Origin of the sequence: Cellulophaga fucicola (assembly GCF_900119145.1) — a bacterium.
GTDB classification, from domain to species: Bacteria; Bacteroidota; Bacteroidia; order Flavobacteriales; family Flavobacteriaceae; genus Cellulophaga; species Cellulophaga fucicola.
This window is the reverse complement of record NZ_FPIY01000003.1, coordinates 200,718-219,252: the sequence shown is the minus strand read 5'-3', so window position 1 is coordinate 219,252 and position 18,535 is coordinate 200,718. Positions and strand designations below refer to the sequence as shown.

The 18,535-nt window shown below is 32.6% G+C and carries 18 protein-coding genes; 8 read left to right on the top strand and 10 right to left on the bottom strand.

Annotated elements, in window-relative coordinates; genetic code table 11:
* The first annotated feature begins 27 nt into the window (after positions 1–27).
* Entirely contained in the window at positions 28–1,146 is a 1,119-nt protein-coding gene (locus tag BT107_RS11650; RefSeq protein WP_072303986.1) for an NAD(P)/FAD-dependent oxidoreductase, read from the top strand.
* A complete protein-coding gene (locus tag BT107_RS11645; RefSeq protein ID WP_072303985.1) occupies positions 1,140–1,589 on the top strand; it encodes a 3-oxoacyl-ACP synthase in 450 nt (149 codons plus the stop codon). The genes BT107_RS11650 and BT107_RS11645 overlap by 7 nt, the downstream gene beginning before the upstream one ends.
* 66 nt (positions 1,590–1,655) lie before the next feature.
* On the opposite strand, the gene BT107_RS11640 is transcribed toward BT107_RS11645, so the two are convergent.
* The 9 genes from BT107_RS11640 to BT107_RS11605 all read right to left on the bottom strand — a co-directional run bounded on the left by BT107_RS11640 (position 1,656) and on the right by BT107_RS11605 (position 8,285).
* Positions 1,656–2,054 carry a plastocyanin/azurin family copper-binding protein gene (locus BT107_RS11640; protein ID WP_072303984.1) on the bottom strand — a complete coding sequence of 133 codons (399 nt, stop codon included), beginning with the start codon at positions 2,052–2,054 and terminating at the stop codon, positions 1,656–1,658.
* Between the two features lie 43 nt (positions 2,055–2,097).
* Complete coding sequence (locus tag BT107_RS11635; protein ID WP_072303983.1) at positions 2,098–2,634, bottom strand: carboxymuconolactone decarboxylase family protein; 537 nt, start codon at positions 2,632–2,634, stop codon at positions 2,098–2,100.
* Between the two features lie 48 nt (positions 2,635–2,682).
* Positions 2,683–2,844, bottom strand: a complete 162-nt coding sequence (locus tag BT107_RS17535) for a hypothetical protein (protein ID WP_170854732.1) — start codon at positions 2,842–2,844, stop codon at positions 2,683–2,685.
* A 98-nt stretch (positions 2,845–2,942) separates the two neighbouring features.
* A complete protein-coding gene (locus tag BT107_RS11630) occupies positions 2,943–3,785 on the bottom strand; it encodes a helix-turn-helix domain-containing protein (protein ID WP_072303982.1) in 843 nt (280 codons plus the stop codon).
* A gap of 132 nt (positions 3,786–3,917) precedes the next feature.
* Positions 3,918–5,363, bottom strand: a complete 1,446-nt coding sequence (gene pyk / locus BT107_RS11625; RefSeq protein ID WP_072303981.1) for a pyruvate kinase — start codon at positions 5,361–5,363, stop codon at positions 3,918–3,920.
* Positions 5,364–5,365: 2 nt separating this feature from the next.
* Positions 5,366–5,830, bottom strand: a complete 465-nt coding sequence (locus tag BT107_RS11620) for an IPExxxVDY family protein (RefSeq protein ID WP_072303980.1) — start codon at positions 5,828–5,830, stop codon at positions 5,366–5,368.
* Positions 5,831–5,940: 110 nt separating this feature from the next.
* Positions 5,941–6,681, bottom strand: coding sequence for a ribonuclease III (gene rnc, locus BT107_RS11615; RefSeq protein WP_072303979.1), 741 nt, complete (start codon positions 6,679–6,681; stop codon positions 5,941–5,943).
* Between the two features lie 4 nt (positions 6,682–6,685).
* Positions 6,686–7,936, bottom strand: a complete 1,251-nt coding sequence (gene fabF, locus BT107_RS11610) for a beta-ketoacyl-ACP synthase II (RefSeq protein ID WP_072303978.1) — start codon at positions 7,934–7,936, stop codon at positions 6,686–6,688.
* Between the two features lie 115 nt (positions 7,937–8,051).
* Positions 8,052–8,285, bottom strand: coding sequence for an acyl carrier protein (locus tag BT107_RS11605; protein ID WP_008269813.1), 234 nt, complete (start codon positions 8,283–8,285; stop codon positions 8,052–8,054).
* A gap of 163 nt (positions 8,286–8,448) precedes the next feature.
* Here BT107_RS11605 and purN point away from each other — a divergent pair, with 163 nt between their 5' ends.
* The 5 genes from purN to BT107_RS11580 all read left to right on the top strand — a co-directional run bounded on the left by purN (position 8,449) and on the right by BT107_RS11580 (position 14,273).
* Complete coding sequence (purN, locus tag BT107_RS11600; RefSeq protein ID WP_072303977.1) at positions 8,449–9,015, top strand: phosphoribosylglycinamide formyltransferase; 567 nt, start codon at positions 8,449–8,451, stop codon at positions 9,013–9,015.
* Positions 9,016–9,648, top strand: coding sequence for a ribonuclease H1 domain-containing protein (locus BT107_RS11595; RefSeq protein ID WP_072303976.1), 633 nt, complete (start codon positions 9,016–9,018; stop codon positions 9,646–9,648). It begins immediately after the preceding gene.
* An 85-nt stretch (positions 9,649–9,733) separates the two neighbouring features.
* Entirely contained in the window at positions 9,734–10,660 is a 927-nt protein-coding gene (locus BT107_RS11590; protein ID WP_072303975.1) for a PfkB family carbohydrate kinase, read from the top strand.
* A gap of 45 nt (positions 10,661–10,705) precedes the next feature.
* Positions 10,706–12,604, top strand: coding sequence for an amidophosphoribosyltransferase (locus BT107_RS11585; RefSeq protein ID WP_072303974.1), 1,899 nt, complete (start codon positions 10,706–10,708; stop codon positions 12,602–12,604).
* Between the two features lie 778 nt (positions 12,605–13,382).
* The gene (locus BT107_RS11580) at positions 13,383–14,273 is read left to right on the top strand and encodes a neutral zinc metallopeptidase (RefSeq protein ID WP_072303973.1); all 891 of its coding nucleotides are present in this window, start codon (positions 13,383–13,385) and stop codon (positions 14,271–14,273) included.
* A 407-nt stretch (positions 14,274–14,680) separates the two neighbouring features.
* Here BT107_RS11580 and BT107_RS11575 read toward each other — a convergent pair whose 3' ends face one another.
* Positions 14,681–15,289, bottom strand: a complete 609-nt coding sequence (locus tag BT107_RS11575) for a superoxide dismutase (RefSeq protein ID WP_072304249.1) — start codon at positions 15,287–15,289, stop codon at positions 14,681–14,683.
* 122 nt (positions 15,290–15,411) lie between these two features.
* Here BT107_RS11575 and BT107_RS11570 point away from each other — a divergent pair, with 122 nt between their 5' ends.
* Complete coding sequence (locus tag BT107_RS11570) at positions 15,412–18,531, top strand: UvrD-helicase domain-containing protein (protein ID WP_072303972.1); 3,120 nt, start codon at positions 15,412–15,414, stop codon at positions 18,529–18,531.
* Positions 18,532–18,535: the final 4 nt, after the last annotated feature.

The window sequence follows — 18,535 nt, the reverse complement described above, 5'->3', positions numbered from 1 at the left end:
CTTAGTTTTAGTTCTTATTTTAGTAGAATGAATTTTAGTTATTGGGAACATAAAACGTGGTTGTCTGCTGTAGATTTTACCATAATTGGTAGTGGTATTGTTGGACTAAACTGTGCTTTACATTTAAGGGCTCGTTTTCCTAAAGCAAAGATTTTAATTTTAGAAAAAGGAATGTTGCCCCAAGGCTCTAGTACTAAAAATGCTGGTTTTGCTTGCTTTGGTAGTATATCAGAAATACTTTCAGACTTAGAGCGGCATACAGAAACAGAAGTTGTTGCTTTGGTAAAAAAGAGGTTAGACGGTATTAATTTGTTGCGCACCAACTTGGGAGACTCAGCTATAGGTTATAAAAATTATGGCGGTCACGAACTGTTTTTAGAGACTAATGTCAATTTATATGAGCATTGCCTAGAGAAAATGACAAGTATAAATACGTTGCTTAAGTCAGTTTTTAAAGAGGAGCCATTTGTAGCAAGTCATAATAGTTTCAACTTTAAAAAAACACAAGAAAACTACATTACGCATAAGCACGAGTCTCAGATAGATACGGGTAAGATGATGCAAAGTTTACTGCAAAAAGTGTATCAACAAGGAATATTAATATTAAATAACACAACGGTAAAAACTTTTACTGCATTAGCTACTAGTGTAGCGGTACAAACAGATACATTTGCGCTACAAACAAAAAAGTTAATAGTAGCAACCAATGGTTTTGCTGCTCAGTTGTTAAATGAAAAAGTGAAGCCGGCTAGGGCGCAAGTATTAGTAACAGAGCCAATAGAGAATTTACATATAAGAGGAACTTTTCATTTGGATGAGGGTTACTATTATTTTAGAAATATAGATAATAGAATTTTATTTGGTGGTGGAAGAAACTTAGATTTTAAAGCAGAAGAAACCACAGAATTTGGACAAACACAATTAGTGCAACATCAACTTGAAAAAATACTTAAAGAAACTATTTTGCCTAATACACCTTTTAAAGTAGATCAAAGATGGAGTGGTGTTATGGGTGTTGGTAAACAGAAAAATCCTATTGTAAAGCAAGTCGCATCTAATGTCTATTGTGGCGTTCGTTTAGGTGGTATGGGTATAGCCATTGGTAGTTTAGTGGGTAAAGAATTAGCAGATTTAGTAGAATGGTAGATAAAGAAGAGCTTTTAAAATTTTGTGCTGGTTTTATAAACGATAGAGTTTCTAGAATACAAAAGAACATAGCGGGTGTGCAAGAATCGTTAACCTCTGAAACAAAAAGTAGTGCTGGCGATAAACACGAGACCGGTAGAGCTATGTTGCAGTTAGAGCGCGAAAAACTTGGTCAACAGTTATTAGAGGCAGAAAAAATGCAACAGTTGTTGTCTAAAGTAAAACCAACAAAGCAGGTAGCTGCCATTGGTTTAGGGAGTGTTGTTTTTACAGAGAAAAATAATTACTTTTTATCTATATCTGCAGGGGAGTATACGCTAAGTGCTAAAAATATATATTGCATATCTGCAAATACACCAATTGGTAAGTTGTTGTTTGGTAAAAGCAAAGGAGAAAATTTTATTTTTAATGGTGAAAGTATAGCTATAACAGACGTACTTTAAAATAAAAAAACCCTCTACCAGCATAGGTATGCCAGAAGAGGATTTTTACACAAAAAAAGATTACCCTTAATTTACTGTAATTGTATTGTCTGTAGCCGTTGGGTTTAAGGGGCAAAAGTATACGTACTCACCTTTTTCTAAAACCGTTGGGTTAGATTTTTCTTTTTTGCCATTAGCAACTGCTTTAGTAACGTAAGCTGTTTTAATGTGGTTTTCTGGCTTGCTAATATCTTGTCCTTTTTTTACGAGTACAAAACCAACATCATGACCAACATTGTTGTTTGCAATTTCAAAGACATAAGTACCTTGACTTAGAGTTAAGTTTTTCTTAGTAAACTCACCTTCAACTTGCTCTAAAGAAACTACTTTAGGAGCTTTTTTGTCCATTTTGTCCTGTGCGTTACTTGTAAATACAGAACCTACTGCTAGTGCTATTAATGCGATTGCGCTTTTTAAATTTTTCATCTTGTTTATTTAATTGTTTGTTATTTTTATTTTAAGCTTCTACTTAGTTTAATGGTTGTGCTAAAGGGAAATCTACAGGCACTTTTGTTGTGCTGTGTACATAGTTAGATATAGTTTTATCGCCAACTAAAACTATAGTGTCTATTAAGTTTTCTTTAGTGTAACCAGCGTTTAAAAAGTTATCTACAACAGTAGTGTTTGTTGCGCCTCTTTTTTCTGTAATGTTTTTAGCTAAAGCTGCTAAAGCATCTAGTTTAGAGTTAAAAGAAGCTTTGCCGGCTCTTAATTCTAATATTTCTGAATCTGTAAAACCATTCATTTTGCCAATTGCAGTATGTGCAGATAAACAGTAAATACATTTGTTAACCTCACTAACTGCTAAGTTTACTGCTTCTTTTTCTTTTGCAGACAAAGAGGTTTTTGCAGCACTTAAATTAAGGTAGTTTTCTAATGCGTTATTAGAATGTGCGTATGCTGCGTATAGGTTAGGTACAAAACCTACTTTTTTCTCTAGTGAATCAAAAATACCTTGATTTTTTTCACTTACTTCTGCTCTTGTTAATACGCTAAAATTGCTCATAATTATTTTTTTAATGTCATTTTTAAGAATGACGATTTGTGTTATTTTTTATTGAAAATTTTGGATAAAAGGTTTTTCTGCATCACAGTAGAAATCGTGATGGTATTTTTTTTCACAATGATCTGTTGCTAATACAGATTGTTGTTTACTTTTTTTCTCTGACCTAAATATTTCAATTAGGTTAAAAATAGATGTATGTATTAAGTTCATAATTGCGTTGTTTTATAATTACAATGCAAAGATGCGACCTATTAAAAGCTTTTTGTTAATAGCAATTTCCCGACGGCTTGTAGAAATTTCCCGAAAGGTTAGTTTTTGTGTAATTCGCGGTATTGAGTAGGAGAATGATTGGTCATTTTTTTAAAAAATGAACTGAAATGAGCTGGATCGTTAAAACCTAAATCGTATGCAATTTCTTGGTTTTGCTTATCTGTAAAATTCATAAGTCGTTTTGCTTCTAATGCAATTCTACTTAATATAATTTGTTGTGGAGTGTTTTGGTTGTAAAGCGCAAAAATATTAGAAAGGGTTTTGGGACTCTTAAAAAGTAGTTCTGCGTAGTCGCTTACTTTACGTTTGGTTTTATAATGCTCATCAACCAAGACATTAAATTTACGAACCAGGTCTATTTGCTCGTTATTTAATTTTTTTAGAGTAAGTTGATCTTTTGCTAAGCGTGTACAGATTATTATAAGCCTTTTTAAGAGCATCTGAAGCATATCTCCTTGTATCTTGTCAGATGTGCTAAATTCGTCTATAAAAATCTCGTATAGGGTGTTAAATTTACGTTGCTGCTCTTCTGGGATAGTTACAATAGGTAGTTCTTGAGTGCCAAAGAATAAGATTCCGTTACAAGACACTTCGCTATCATGGTCTCTAATACAATAAAAAGGTCTATTAAACATAAAAGCAGTTAAGGGCTGCTCTGCTTTTTGATAGGAGACGTAGTGTAAATAAGTAGTTGTTATTAATTGATTAGGCTGTAGTTCTATAGCTGTGTTGTCTATTTCTAAAGTTACGGCGGTGTTATTTTGGTTCCATAAAATGCTTATGGTGTCTTTATTGGTATTAAAATAAGTTAGATGTTTTTTAATGTCGTCTGTCATTCCAAAAACAGAATCAATTTTAGTATCAGTATATTTAAATTTCATAAAGACATTTTTAAGTCAACCTATATAATTAGTCTTTTGGTTGTTTGTATACTTACAATAATAAGGAAAACAATAAACAAAAAAATCCCAGACATTGCCTGGGATTTTTATATCTATTACTAGTTTTTTAAACTATTTCATTGTGCTAGCTTCTACTTCTGTAACGCGTAATGTGTTTACCATACCTTTATTTTTAATTGGCATAGCGGCAAGACTAATAAGCATATCCCCTACTTCTAAAAATCCTTTTTTACAAGCAATTGCATTTACATCGTCTATAGTTTCATCTGTAGACACGTACTTATCGTAATAAAAAGCTTTAACACCCCATAAAAGGTTTAGTTGTGTTAATATTCTTTTATTAGATGTAAATACTAATATGTGTGCACTTGGTCTCCATGCAGAAATCTGAAATGCGGTGTAACCACTATTTGTTAATGTAGAAATTGCTTTTGCTTTAATTTCATTAGCCATAATAGCCGCATGGTAACATACAGATTTTGTAATGTATCTGCTTGTTTTTACATGTGGTGGGTTATGTGGTACAGAAATTAAATCTGATCCTTCTACGCTTTTTAAAATGCTAGTCATTTTTTGTATTACTTGTACTGGGTAATTACCAACAGAAGTTTCTCCTGAAAGCATTACAGCATCTGCACCATCCATAACAGAGTTTGCAACGTCATTAACCTCTGCACGTGTTGGTGTAAGGCTTGTGATCATTGTTTCCATCATTTGTGTAGCAATAATTACAGGAATACGCGCTTTTTTAGCGGTAAGTACTAGTTGTTTCTGAATTAATGGTACCTCATGTGCAGGAACTTCTACTCCTAGATCTCCACGAGCAACCATTAGGCCATCGCAATAAGCAACAATTTTATCTATATTTTCTACAGCTTCAGGTTTTTCAATCTTAGCTATAATTGGAATTTTGTGATCTGTGTGCTTTTTAATTAGCGTTTGTAGGTCAATTAAATCTTGACTAAAACGTACAAAAGAAAGTGCTATCCAATCTACATTTTGTGATATGGCAAAAATTGCATCTTTAATATCTTTTTCTGTTAAAGCAGGTAAAGAGATGTTAGTGTTAGGTAAGTTTACTCCTTTTTTAGATTTTAAAGGGCCACCTTGTATAACTTCAGCTTTTACTTCGTCTTTTTTGTTTGTAGAAAGTACTTTAAACATTAATTTACCATCGTCTAAAAGAACTAATTCTCCTGGCTTAACATCTTTAGGGAAAGAAGCATAGTTCATGTATACTCTTTCTGCAGTACCTTCAAAAGGTTTACCTGTTATAAAAGATATTTTGTCTCCTGGTGAAACAACTACTTCGCCAGCCATTACACCAACTCTAAGTTTAGGTCCTTGTAAATCTCCTAATATAGAAGTGTTAGATCCTAATTCTTCACTTAGTTCACGTATCATTTTAACACGCTCAGTAACATCTGCATAATCTGCATGTGAAAAATTAATTCTAAAGACATCTACTCCAGAATTAATCATATCTCTTAAAACCTCTTTTGTGCTGGTAGCTGGTCCTAGTGTTGCTACTATTTTTGTTTTTTTGTTAGTTGGCATTCTTAAAAAATTAAGTTGTTTTTAGATTTTAGGTTATCAACATCAATACTATAAGCAGTTACAATTTTTGGTATACTTACAATTTGCTTTAAAATTGCAGCTACAATTTGTTTGTCTTCTTGCTCAATCTTTAAAAAATAATCTACGTCCTTATATTCGGGCACTAGATAATGTGTTGTGTATGATAGTTCACTACCAAACAGACCTCCTTGTTCCTCTTGTTCTTCTATTTTACTATGGTTGCTAATTAAAGTCCAGTTATTGTGATTGTCTACATCTTCCCATTCGAAAAAAGGAAATGAAATACGCTGGTTGACATCTAAATCTACTTTAGCTCTTTTAAAATTAGCTTTTAAAAATAAATTGAGATTATAGCCAATTGCATAATCTTCTAGACTGCTGTGTAGAGCAATTAATGAAAAAGAATCTTCAAAAAAATCTTCAGAAATTTTATGTATAGCTCCCATATTCTTTATGTCTGAAAGAGTAAATATAGGATTAAAACAAATACTAGCCTAGTATGTTTTAAGGTTTGAGCAAGGTATTTAGAGCGAAAACGTTTTAGTTAACAATTATTTTACTTAGACTTCTTAATTTTGTCTTGAAGTGCGAAAAAAGCACGCTTAGAAGCAAGCTCTTCTGCCTTCTTTTTAGATGTTGCTCTTGCTTTTGCTATAATATTATTGTCTATAGAAAGTTTTACGGCAAAGTGTTTTAGAGTATCATTACCTGTATCTTCATATACATTATAATTAAACTGCTTTTTTTGTTTTTGGCACCACTCAATAACCAAACTTTTGTAACTTATTACTTTACCTTCTAGTTGTTCTATATCTACATAAGGACCTATTACTCTTTCGCGAATAAATTTTTCGCAATAGTTATATCCTCTATCTAAATAAATAGCACCAACTAGAGCTTCAAAAACATTACCATGTATGTTTTCTCCAAAATGAGATTTGGAGATTCTGCTTTCTACGTATTTAATTAGGTTTAGATCTTTTCCTAATTCGTTTAAATGCTCTCTACTAACAATTTTGGAGCGCATTTTGGTTAGGTAACCTTCGTCTCCTAGAGGAACCTCGTTATATAAGTATTTAGAAATAATTGTGCCTAGCATAGAGTCTCCTAAAAATTCTAGACGCTCGTAGTTTAAAGGATTTCCGTCTTTGTCTTTTTTGTTTGCAGATCTATGCAAAAAAGCTTTCTGGTAAATACTTATATTTTTAGGTTTAAAACCTAAAATGTGTGTTATTCCTAAAAAAAAATCCCCATCTTTTTCTGGATGGGAATTAAATATTTTGGAGATAAAACTCATTATCTTAGTTTATTTTTTTAAAAATTACACAAGCATTGTGCCCTCCAAATCCAAACGTGTTGCTTAGTGCAACTTTCACGTCTCTTTTTTGAGCCTTATTAAGTGTAAGGTTTAACTTAGGATCTATATTCTCATCTACATTCTCATGATTAATAGTAGGCGGTACAATACCGTGTTCCATAGCTAGTATAGATGCAATTGCTTCTATTGCTCCGGCAGCACCAAGTAAGTGCCCTGTCATAGATTTAGTAGAGTTTATATTTATGTTATGTGCGTGCTCACCAAAAACTTTAGTAATAGCTTTTAATTCTGCAACGTCTCCTAATGGAGTAGAGGTACCATGTGTATTTATGGCATCTACATCTTCAGGGTTTAAGCCTGCATCTTTAAGACAGTTTTGCATAACACGTACAACACCAATACCCTCTGGATGTGGAGCTGTCATATGGTAAGCATCACTAGATAAACCGCCACCAGCAACTTCTGCATAAATTTTTGCACCTCTTGCTACTGCATGTTCGTATTCTTCTAATATAAGTGCGCCAGCTCCTTCTCCTAAAACAAAACCATCTCTGGTAGCGTCAAAAGGTCTAGATGCTGTTTTTGGGCTATCGTTTCTTGTAGATAATGCATGCATTGCTCCAAAACCACCCATACCAGCAATGGTTACGGCAGCTTCACTACCACCAGTAACAACAACGTCACAGTGACCTAAACGTATAGTGTTTAATGCATCTATAATTGCATTTGCAGAAGATGCACATGCAGATACAGTAGTATAGTTAGGTCCCATAAATCCATGTTTAATAGATATGTTACCTGGTGCTATATCAGCAATCATTTTTGGTATAAAGAAAGGGTTAAACCTTGGCGTGCCGTCACCAGCAGCAAAATTTAATACTTCGTTTTGGAATGTTTCTAAACCGCCAATACCAGCTCCCCAAATAACACCAACTCTAAATTTGTCTAATGTATCTAAGTCTAATTTAGAATCTGCGATAGCTTCATCTGCAGAAACCATAGCGTATTGAGCAAACTTATCTAGTTTACGTGCTTCTTTTCTGTCAAAAAAATCAGCTGGATTATAGTTTTTTAATTCGCAGGCAAATTTAGTTTTAAATTTTTCCGCGTCATAATAGGTAATAGGGGCGCATCCACTTCTTCCATTTATCAACCCATCCCAGTATTCTTCTATGTTATTGCCTATAGGCGTTAAAGCTCCAAGACCAGTAACTACAACTCGCTTTAATTGCATGAACTCAAATTTTGTTAAATCTATTTATTAGATACGTGTAAATTAAAAAAAAAAATCCATGCAGCAAGACTACCACATGGATATTTTTTTTAAATCTTGTTCAAGATATAATAAATTACTTTGCTTCTTCTATATAACTTATTGCTTGACCAACTGTTGCGATGTTCTCCGCTTGATCATCTGGAATTTGAATATCGAATTCTTTTTCGAACTCCATAATCAACTCAACAGTGTCCAATGAATCTGCTCCTAGGTCGTTTGTAAAGCTCGCTTCCGTAACAACTTCGTTCTCGTCAACTCCTAATTTGTCAACGATTATAGCTTTTACTCTTGATGCAATGTCTGACATAATAATTTTGTTTTAATAATTTTAATTGAAGGCAAAAATAAAAAACTTTGGTTTAAAAACACCAAATGTCGTTAAAATGTGTCAATTTTTAATTTAATTTAATATTGAAGTGTTAATTTTACGACCTTATTTTATCCTTTTATACTAACTTATTTGGCGCTTTATGAAACGTATTGTTCTGCTTGCTTCTGGTTCTGGTTCTAATGTAGAGAACATAGCAAATTATTTTAAAGACAACCCTTTGGTTACTATTGCCACTGTACTTACTAACAAAAGAGATGCCAAAGTTATTGACAGGTGTAATAGATTGAATGTTAATGCGTTGTATTTTAATAGGCAATCGTTTTCTAAGTCAGATTGCTTGCTAAATATTATAAAAGGTATGCAGCCAGACCTAATTATACTTGCTGGTTTTTTACTTAAAATACCTGAAAATTTTGTTGCTGCATTCCCTAATAAGATAGTTAATATACATCCTGCATTGTTGCCAAAATATGGAGGCAAAGGAATGTATGGAATGCATGTGCATAATGCAGTAAAAAATAATAATGAAACAGAAACTGGCATAACAATTCATTATGTAAATGAGAATTATGACGAAGGAGCAATAATTCATCAGGCAAAAACAGCAGTTATTAGCACAGATACGGCAGAAGATATTGCGCAAAAAATTCATGTATTAGAATACGAGCACTTTCCTAAAGTAATAGATCAACTTTTATCAAACTAAATGGGTAAAAAAGGAAAATTTTATACAGTTTGGAAAGGTAAAAAGCCAGGTATTTACGATTCTTGGTCTGCTTGCAAGGCTGCTATTAATAAGGAGAAAGGTGCGCAGTACAAATCTTTCTTAACTTTTGAAGCTGCAAAAAAAGCCTTTAATGGTAGTTATGATGACTATAAAGGTAAAAAGGTAAGCACAACCTTATCTAAAGAAGAGTTGCTTAAAATAGGGCAACCTAATTATAACTCTATATCTGTAGATGCAGCTTCTAGTGGTAATCCCGGTATTATGGAATATAGAGGAGTAGTTACCCAAGGAGCAAAAGAGCTTTTTAAACAAGGTCCGTTTAAACAAGGAACTAATAATATAGGTGAGTTTTTGGCCTTAGTACATGGTTTGGCATATTTAAAGAAAAACAATAGCGACAGAATTTTATATACAGACTCTAGAACCGCTATGAGTTGGGTTCGTAAAAAAAAGTGCAATAGTAAATTAACAGAGTCTGCTAAGAATAAAGATGTTTTTGATTTAATACGAAGGGCGGAAGATTGGCTAAAGAGTAATACTTACACAACTACTATAGTTAAGTGGGAAACCAAAGCTTGGGGAGAAATTCCGGCTGACTTTGGGCGTAAATAGGTGTTTTTCTTTTTTTATAAATTGATGTTCTAATGCTTCGGAATTGCTATTTCAAAAATGTATCTTTGCACCAAAATTAACTTATATGAGCAAATTGTTAATTGTGGGTACTGTAGCTTTTGATGCTATAGAGACTCCTTTTGGTAAAACTGATGTAATCCTTGGCGGTGCAGCAACCTATATAGCTTTAGCGGCTTCACAGTTTAAAGTAAACTCAGCAATAGTATCTATTGTTGGTGAAGATTTCCCTGAAGAACACTTAGATTTATTAAAGAGCAAAAACGTAGATTTATCTGCCTTAGAAATTGTAAAAGGTGGTAAAACATTTTTTTGGAAAGGTAAATATCATAACGATTTAAATTCTAGAGATACTTTAGCAACAGAACTAAACGTATTAGCAGATTTTAAACCAGTTGTTCCAGAGAGCTATAAAAATGCAGATGTTGTAATGTTAGGAAACTTACATCCATCCGTCCAAATGAGTGTTATAGAGCAAATGACAGAAAAACCAAAGCTAATTGTTTTGGATACAATGAATTTCTGGATGGATAATGCTTTAGACGAATTGTTAAACGTAATTAAGCATATAGATGTTATTACAATTAATGATGAAGAGGCAAGACAATTAACAGGAGAATATTCTTTAGTTAAGGCAGCAGCCAAAATACAAACAATGGGGCCAAAATTTGTGGTTATTAAAAAAGGAGAACACGGGGCTTTATTGTTTAAAGACGATAAGGTATTCTTTGCGCCAGCATTACCTTTAGAAGAGGTTTTTGATCCTACTGGAGCAGGTGATACTTTTGCCGGTGGTTTTTCTGGCTATTTAGCAGCGTCTGGTAATGTGTCTTTTGAGAATTTAAAAAGCGCAATTATTCACGGATCTAATTTAGCTTCTTTTTGTGTAGAACGTTTTGGTACAGAGCGTATGGAGAAATTAGAAAAAACAGAAGTAGATAAAAGGCTGCGCCAATTTGCAGAATTAACGCAGTTTAATATAGAATTACAATAACAACAAGCCCATTTATGGGCTTTTTTTAATATCAAATTATAAGAAATGAGTGACGCCATTAAGCACGAATGTGGAATTTCTATGATTAGGCTTTTAAAGCCCTTAGAGTATTACAAAGAAAAGTACGGTACAGCTTTTTACGGAGTAAATAAAATGTATTTAATGATGGAAAAGCAGCACAACCGTGGACAAGACGGCGCAGGTTTTGCTAGCATTAAGTTAGATATGGAACAAGGAGAACGCTACATGAGTAGAGTGCGTTCTGCAGAAAGCCAACCTATACAAGATATTTTTGCACAGATTAACGACCGTATTAACACTGCTATGTTAGAAAATCCAGAATATGTGGATGATGTGGCTGCGCAAAAAAAACACATACCTTATATAGGAGAAGTTTTATTAGGGCACGTACGTTACGGTACTTTTGGTAAAAACAGCATAGAAAGTGTGCACCCGTTTTTAAGACAAAACAATTGGATGCACAGAAACCTTATTGTTGCAGGTAACTTTAACATGACTAATGTTAATGAGCTTTTTGACAATCTAGTGCAAATTGGACAGCACCCAAAAGAAAAAGCAGATACAGTAACTGTTATGGAAAAGATAGGTCATTTTTTAGATGACGCCGTAGCAAAACTATATAAGCAAATAAAAAAAGAGGGTTTTACAAAACTAGAAGCTTCACCATTAATAGCAGAGCGTTTAAATCTTGGTAAAATTCTAAGAAAAGCAGCTAAGAACTGGGATGGTGGTTATGCAATGTCTGGACTTTTAGGTCATGGAGATAGTTTTGTTCTTAGAGATCCGGCTGGTATTAGACCAGTTTATTATTATAAAGATGATGAGGTTGTTGTTGTTGCATCAGAAAGACCAGCAATACAAACTGTATTTAATGTTCCTTTTGAAGAAATACATGAATTAGATCCTGGACACGCACTTATTGTTAAGAAGAGTGGTAAAATGGATTTAAAGCAAATATTAGAACCAACAGAACGTAAAGCTTGTTCTTTTGAGCGTATTTATTTCTCTAGAGGTAGTGATAAAGAAATATACCAAGAGCGTAAAGAGCTAGGTAAGTTGCTTTTTCCACAAATATTAGAATCTATAGAGGATGATATTAAAAATACCGTGTTTTCGTACATACCTAATACAGCAGAAACATCTTTCTATGGTATGGTAAAAGAGGCTCAGAACCACTTAAACCGAAAAAAGGAAGAGCAAATATTATCTATAGGAAGAAAAATTACTTCTGAAGAATTACATGAAATCTTAGAGGTAAGGCCACGTATAGAAAAAGTAGCAATTAAAGATGCTAAATTAAGAACATTTATTACACAAGATAGTAGTAGAGATGATCTTGTAGCGCATGTCTATGATATTTCTTACGGTTCTGTAAAAAAAGGAGATAATTTAGTTATAATAGATGATAGTATTGTTCGTGGTACAACACTTAAAAAGAGTATTTTAAAAATATTAGATAGGTTACTACCAAAGAAAATAGTAGTAGTTTCTTCTGCGCCACAAATTAGATATCCAGATTGTTATGGTATAGATATGGCTAAGTTAGAAGACTTTATTGCTTTTAGAGCTGCGTTGGACTTACATAAGGATAGAGGTACTATGGATATTGTTGAGGGCATTTATAAAAAATGTTTAACGCAAGTAGATTCTGCAGATAAAGATGTTATAAACTATGTAAAAGAATTTTACGAACCATTTACACCAGAAGAGGTTTCTGAGAAAATAGGAGAGTTACTTAGTTCATCTGAAATTAAAGCAGAAGTAGAGATTATATATCAAACAGTAGATAATTTACATAAAGCTTGTCCTAAAAATTTAGGAGACTGGTATTTTACAGGAGATTATCCAACTCCAGGAGGTAACAGAGTGGTAAACAGAGCTTTTATTAACTTTTATGAAGGTAAAAGTGAACGTGCATATTAATTAAAGTCGATAAAAGGTACAATTAGTGTATTTTATCGGTAAAATACGCATTTAGTCTTTTTTATGCAATACAATGGTGTTTCCGTAACTAATTTAGTGGCTACCATAGCATAAGTAGGTTAAGTTCATGGTAAAATTTGGGGAAAAGGTGGAGGAAACTCCGCCTTTTTATTTTTATATTATGCTGTACGTCGGATAATATGTAGTTTGACTGATGAAATGGACGTTAATCCGATAGATTATGTATGTGTGACTTGCATACTATATCTTTGGAGGACCATAGCATAAGTAGGTTAAGTTCATGGTAAGATTTGGGGAAAAAGGTGGAGGAAACTCTACCTTTTTATTTTTTACTACTTTCCCAAATGTAAGTTTTTCTTTTTTTTCAAACATCTTTAATAACACACTTAGTCTAGTAAACTCAATAGTTTAACTAATATTGTTTAACAGGGTTTATTTAAACAATATCTTTGGAGGACCATAGCATAAGTAGGTTAAGTTCATGGTAAGATTTGGGGAAAAAGGCGAGGGAAACTTCGCCTTTTTATTTTTAATTACTTTTCTAGATTTAGATTTTCTGTCTATCTAAAACAATTACACTTTTTCACTTTTATTTTTATTTTGACTCTATGCTGGTTAACAGCTGTAAATTTATTTTATAAAAGCCTAGTAATCCGATGGTTTCACAGTTATTGTTAAAAAAATATTAATATTTCATTATTTGTAAGATTTTATTTACTAATATTGTGAATATATAACTAATTTAAATTTTAAAGAAATGAAAAACTTAAATCGCAAAGTGGCCTATGTATTAGGAGTTACTTTTTTTTCGATGTTGCAATCTTGTAGTAAAGACACAGATGTTGCAGATGTAGAAAGTGCAGAAGAGTCTGTTTTGGCAATTTCAGATGCTTTTCCAGAAGAACTGCATAATTGTGGGTATGTAGACGGTAATTGGAGTAGTACTGCTTTTTTATCTAATTCTATAGGTTCTACATCAGAAACAAACTTTATGCAAACGCAGAATTCTAAGATAGCATCTGTTTGGGGAAGACCAGCAGTGCCGTTATCTTTTGTAAAAGATAACTCTAATCCAAATTCTACGTACAATGCTATATCTTATGGTAGTGGCAAAATTTACTATGGTCAGGCTATTTATAATGCTGCAAAGGCACAAGGGCAAATTGCTAACGTTATGATTTTAGCACATGAGTATGCGCACCAATTACAATTTACTTATGGTTACCCTTCTAAAAATGAAACTACTGCAAGAGCTGCAGAATTAGAGGCAGATGGTATGGCTGGTTATTACCTAAGAAGACCAAATGGGTATAATAAAACTAGTTTTTCTCAGATTGCAGCAGCTTATGAGTTTGCGGAATCTATCGGGGATAATAACACATCTAGTCCTGGACATCATGGTCGTAGTTACCAAAGACGTTCTGCAGTAAGATTAGGTTTTCTTTTAGGAGCTTATGACCTTAATGCAGCTAGTTTTGACTACAATTTCTTTTACTACTATAATGGTGTATTAAATGGTTCTTATAAGCAAGAAAAGTCAGAATTCTTTAATCCAGAAATGGACAAATACATTCGTTCTTATACTAAGGAATTAGAAAGAATTAAGAATGGTGAAATGACAGATGAGGAATATTTTGAGTTAGATTAAAAATTGTAATACAATCATTTTTGTACAAATTTTTAATTGTTACTATAATTTTAACAAAACTATAAGATTTGTGCACAAGTTTTGGTATTAGTTTTTGGATAAAAGGCGAGGGAAACTTCGCCTTTTTATTTGCTTGTAATCAAGCTATTAGGGTGTATTTCATCGATGTTTTTTGCATTTTTTGTTGTTTTTTGATTAATTTTTTTACATAATATTTTTTTTATTAGGCACAATACCAGTAATTTAGCAGAGCCATAGCATAAGTAGGTTAAGTTTATGGTAAGATTTGGGACGAAAAGGGTAGAGACTTCTCTACCCTTTTCTATTTTAAAGAAAGCATTTAAATAAAAGGTATAAAAAAAGCCACTCTAAACTAAGAGTGGCTTTTGTATTTGTAAGAATAATTCTTATTTGTTACTAGCGTAAAGCTCAGATACTTTATCCCAGTTAATTACATTAAAGAAACCTCCAATGTAGTCAGGTCTTCTGTTTTGGTAGTTTAAGTAGTATGCATGTTCCCAAACATCTAAACCTAAGATAGGAAAACCACCACAACCAACACCTGGCATTAATGGGTTATCTTGGTTAGGAGAAGAACAAACTTCTACTTTTCCACCTTTATGTACACATAACCAAGCCCAACCAGAACCAAATCTAGTTGCAGCAGCGTTAGAGAAAGCTTCTTTAAAAGCCTCAAAAGATCCGTAAGCAGCAGTAATAGCATCCGCTAATTCACCTGTTGGCTCGCCGCCTCCGTTTGGAGACATAACTTCCCAGAAAAGAGAATGGTTGTAAAAACCACCACCATTGTTACGTACAGCACCATTGCTCATATCTAAATTAGTTAAGATATCTTCAATAGATTTGTTTGCTAAATCTGTGCCTTCTATAGCGCCATTAAGTTTTGTTGTATATCCGTTATGATGTTTAGTATGGTGAATCTCCATAGTTCTAGCATCAATATGTGGTTCTAACGCATCGTATGCGTAAGGTAATTTTGGTAAATCAAAAGCCATAATTATATCTATTTTTAAGTTAAAAAAATGTCGTAGCTCAAATTTACAATATTCTAGAGCATTTTCCATAAGGTTTCTGTTAAGAACATTGTAATATTATGTAATTTGCAACTAAAAACTACTTGGAAACTTCTCCTTATAAAATATACAGTGCGTCTGCCGGTTCTGGTAAAACATATACCTTAGCCAAGGAATACCTTAAAATTATTTTGTCTTCAGAAACATCTAAAAGTTATAGGCAAATACTTGCTATTACATTTACAAATAAGGCTGTAAACGAAATGAAAGAGCGTATTTTGGATAATTTATACGCTTTTAGTAAAACAGATATAACTGTTACACCGTCAGATTTATTTTTAGATGTAGCTAAAGAGTTAAGTGTAAGTACAGAAGAATTACAGAAAAGAGCAAAACAAGTACATAAAAGTATATTACATAATTATGCTTTTTTTGATATATCTACGATTGATAAATTTACGCATAGACTTATTAGAACCTTCGCTAAAGATTTAAAAATACCTCAAAATTTTGAAGTTGTTTTAGATACCGAATTACTTTTGGCAGAAGCTGTAGAGCGTTTAATAGCAAAAGCGGGTACAGATAAATTGTTAACCAATACATTATTAGAATTTACTTTTGAGAAAATTGATGATGATAAAAGTTGGGATATATCTTTTGATTTAAATAAGGTGGGGAAAATGTTATTTAATGAAAATAACATAGAACATTTAAAGAGTTTTAAAACCAAAAGCATCACAGATTTTTTGGCGTTAAAAAAAACAATTACTACTGCTCTAAAAAATCTAGAAGATGCTAGTATAGAAAAAGCGAAGGCAGTACAAACTATTATAGACACAGAGGGTATAGATATAGCCGATTTTCCAAGGCAAACATTACCAAATCACTTTAAAAAAGTAATAGAGGGTGAGTTTAATCCGACCAAGCTGTATAATAACAAGTTAGAAGAAAATTTACGAGACGGTAAAATATTTAAAGCTAGTGTAAAAAATGCCCCAGAGCATATAGTACCATTACTTTTAGAAATTTATTTAAGTGTAAAGCAAAGTGTTTATCAAAGAGCGCTGTATAAAAATGTATACAATAATATTGTACCATTAACGGTCTTGAACGAAATACAAAAAGAAATTAATGCTATTTGTAAAGAAAGAGACCAATTAACATTAGCTTCTTTTAATGCAATTATTTCTAAAGAAATTAAGAATCAGCCTGCTCCATTTATATACGAACGTTTAGGAGAAAAATACAGACACTATTTTGTAGACGAATTTCAAGATACATCTGAACTTCAGTGGGAAAACTTAGTGCCACTAATAGGTAATGCTTTAGAGAGTTTAGACGATTATGGTAAAATGGGGTCGCTTTTATTAGTGGGTGATGCCAAACAAGCTATTTATAGATGGCGTGGTGGTAAGGCAGAACAGTTTATACAGCTTACCAATAAAGAGAAATTACCTTATGTATTAGAGCCAGTAACCGCAGAATTACCTAAAAACTATAGGAGCTACTCAGAAGTAATTAACTTTAATAATAACTTTTTTAGTCTGTCTAGCGACCTTTTAAATAACCCAACATATGCAGAGTTGTATGTTTCTGGCAATAAACAAGAGGTAAATACAAAAGAAGGTGGTTTGGTTACATTGTCTTTTATTCCTAATGAAAAGGAAGAAAATGATAACGATTTATATTGCACTACTGTTTTAGAAACAATAGAAGAACTTACCTTAGAAAAAAAATACAACTATAAGGATATTTGTATTTTAGTAAGGTCTAATAGTCATAGTTATGTATTAGCAGATTTTTTAACAGCGCAAAACATACCTATTATATCTTCAGAATCTTTACTGTTAAAGAGTAGTACTAAAGTAACTTTTCTTATCAATCTTTTAAAATACAGTACACAGCCAAAAGATAAAGATACTGCTTATGAAATCTTATATTTTTTAGCTGATGAGAAAGAAGGAACTCATAATTTTATACAAACACATTTAAACTCTTTAGAAGAGTTTTTGCATAGTGATTATGGTTTTGCAATAGAGAAATTAAAGCAATCATCTGTTTATGATGCTTTTGAAAAAGCAATTCATCAATTTAAATTAGCAGAAGCATCAGACGCATATCTAATAAGCCTAATGGATGAAGTGTTAGATGTAGAGCAAAAAGATGGTGTTAGTGCGCAAACTTTTTTATCATACTGGGAAAAGAAAAAAGATAAATTGTCTTTAAAAGCTCCCGATAATATTAATGCTGTCCAGATTATGACAGTGCATAAATCTAAGGGGTTAGAGTTTCCTATTGTTATATTTCCGTTTGCAAATTCGTTTATATATGGTAAAGACGAGAAAATTTGGCTTCCGGTAGATCCTGTGCACTTTAATGGCTTTACAGAAATGCTTGTTACTAAGAAACAAGAAATGGAAGAGTACGGTGAGTTAGCAGCACAGTTGTTTACAGAGGAGCATAGTAAAATGGAACTAGATGCTTTTAATGTATTGTATGTGGCACTTACAAGGGCAGTTAAAGCACTGTATGTAATAAGTAAAAAAGAGATTAGTACAAAAGGCGAACCTAATATAAATAAGTATTCTGGTTTGTTTATTAAGTACTTGCAGCAAATGGGAGTTTGGACAGACACGGAGCTTACCTATAGTTTTGGTAATTTAGATGATGCAAAAGCTTCGACTAAAGTAATTAGTGCTTTAAACCATATACCTTATCAATATTCTACAAAAGACAGGCCAAGTTTTAAAATATTAACTCAGTCTGGTATGTTGTGGGAGAGTGGTAGAAACGTAGCTATGGAAAAAGGAAACTTAATACATTTACTCCTTAGTTATATTAAAACAAAGAAAGATGTAGATAAGGCTATTGCTATTTTAATAAGAGATGGGCATTTAGCTCAGCAAGATAAAGAAGTAACTAAGCAAAAAGTACTTACAATAATAGAGCATCCAGATTTAGAGATATATTATAAGGAAGGAAATATTGTTAAGAACGAAAAGGATATAATTACAGCAGAAGGATTACTTTTGCGTCCAGATAGAGTTGTTATTAATATAAATAATGAAGCAACTATCATAGATTACAAAACAGGTGTGCCAAACAATACGTATCACCAACAAGTAAATACTTATGCTACCGCATTAGAAGCTATGAATTATAAAATAGCAACTAAAGTAATAGTATATATTAATGATAACATAACGCCAGAATTTATAATTTAAAATT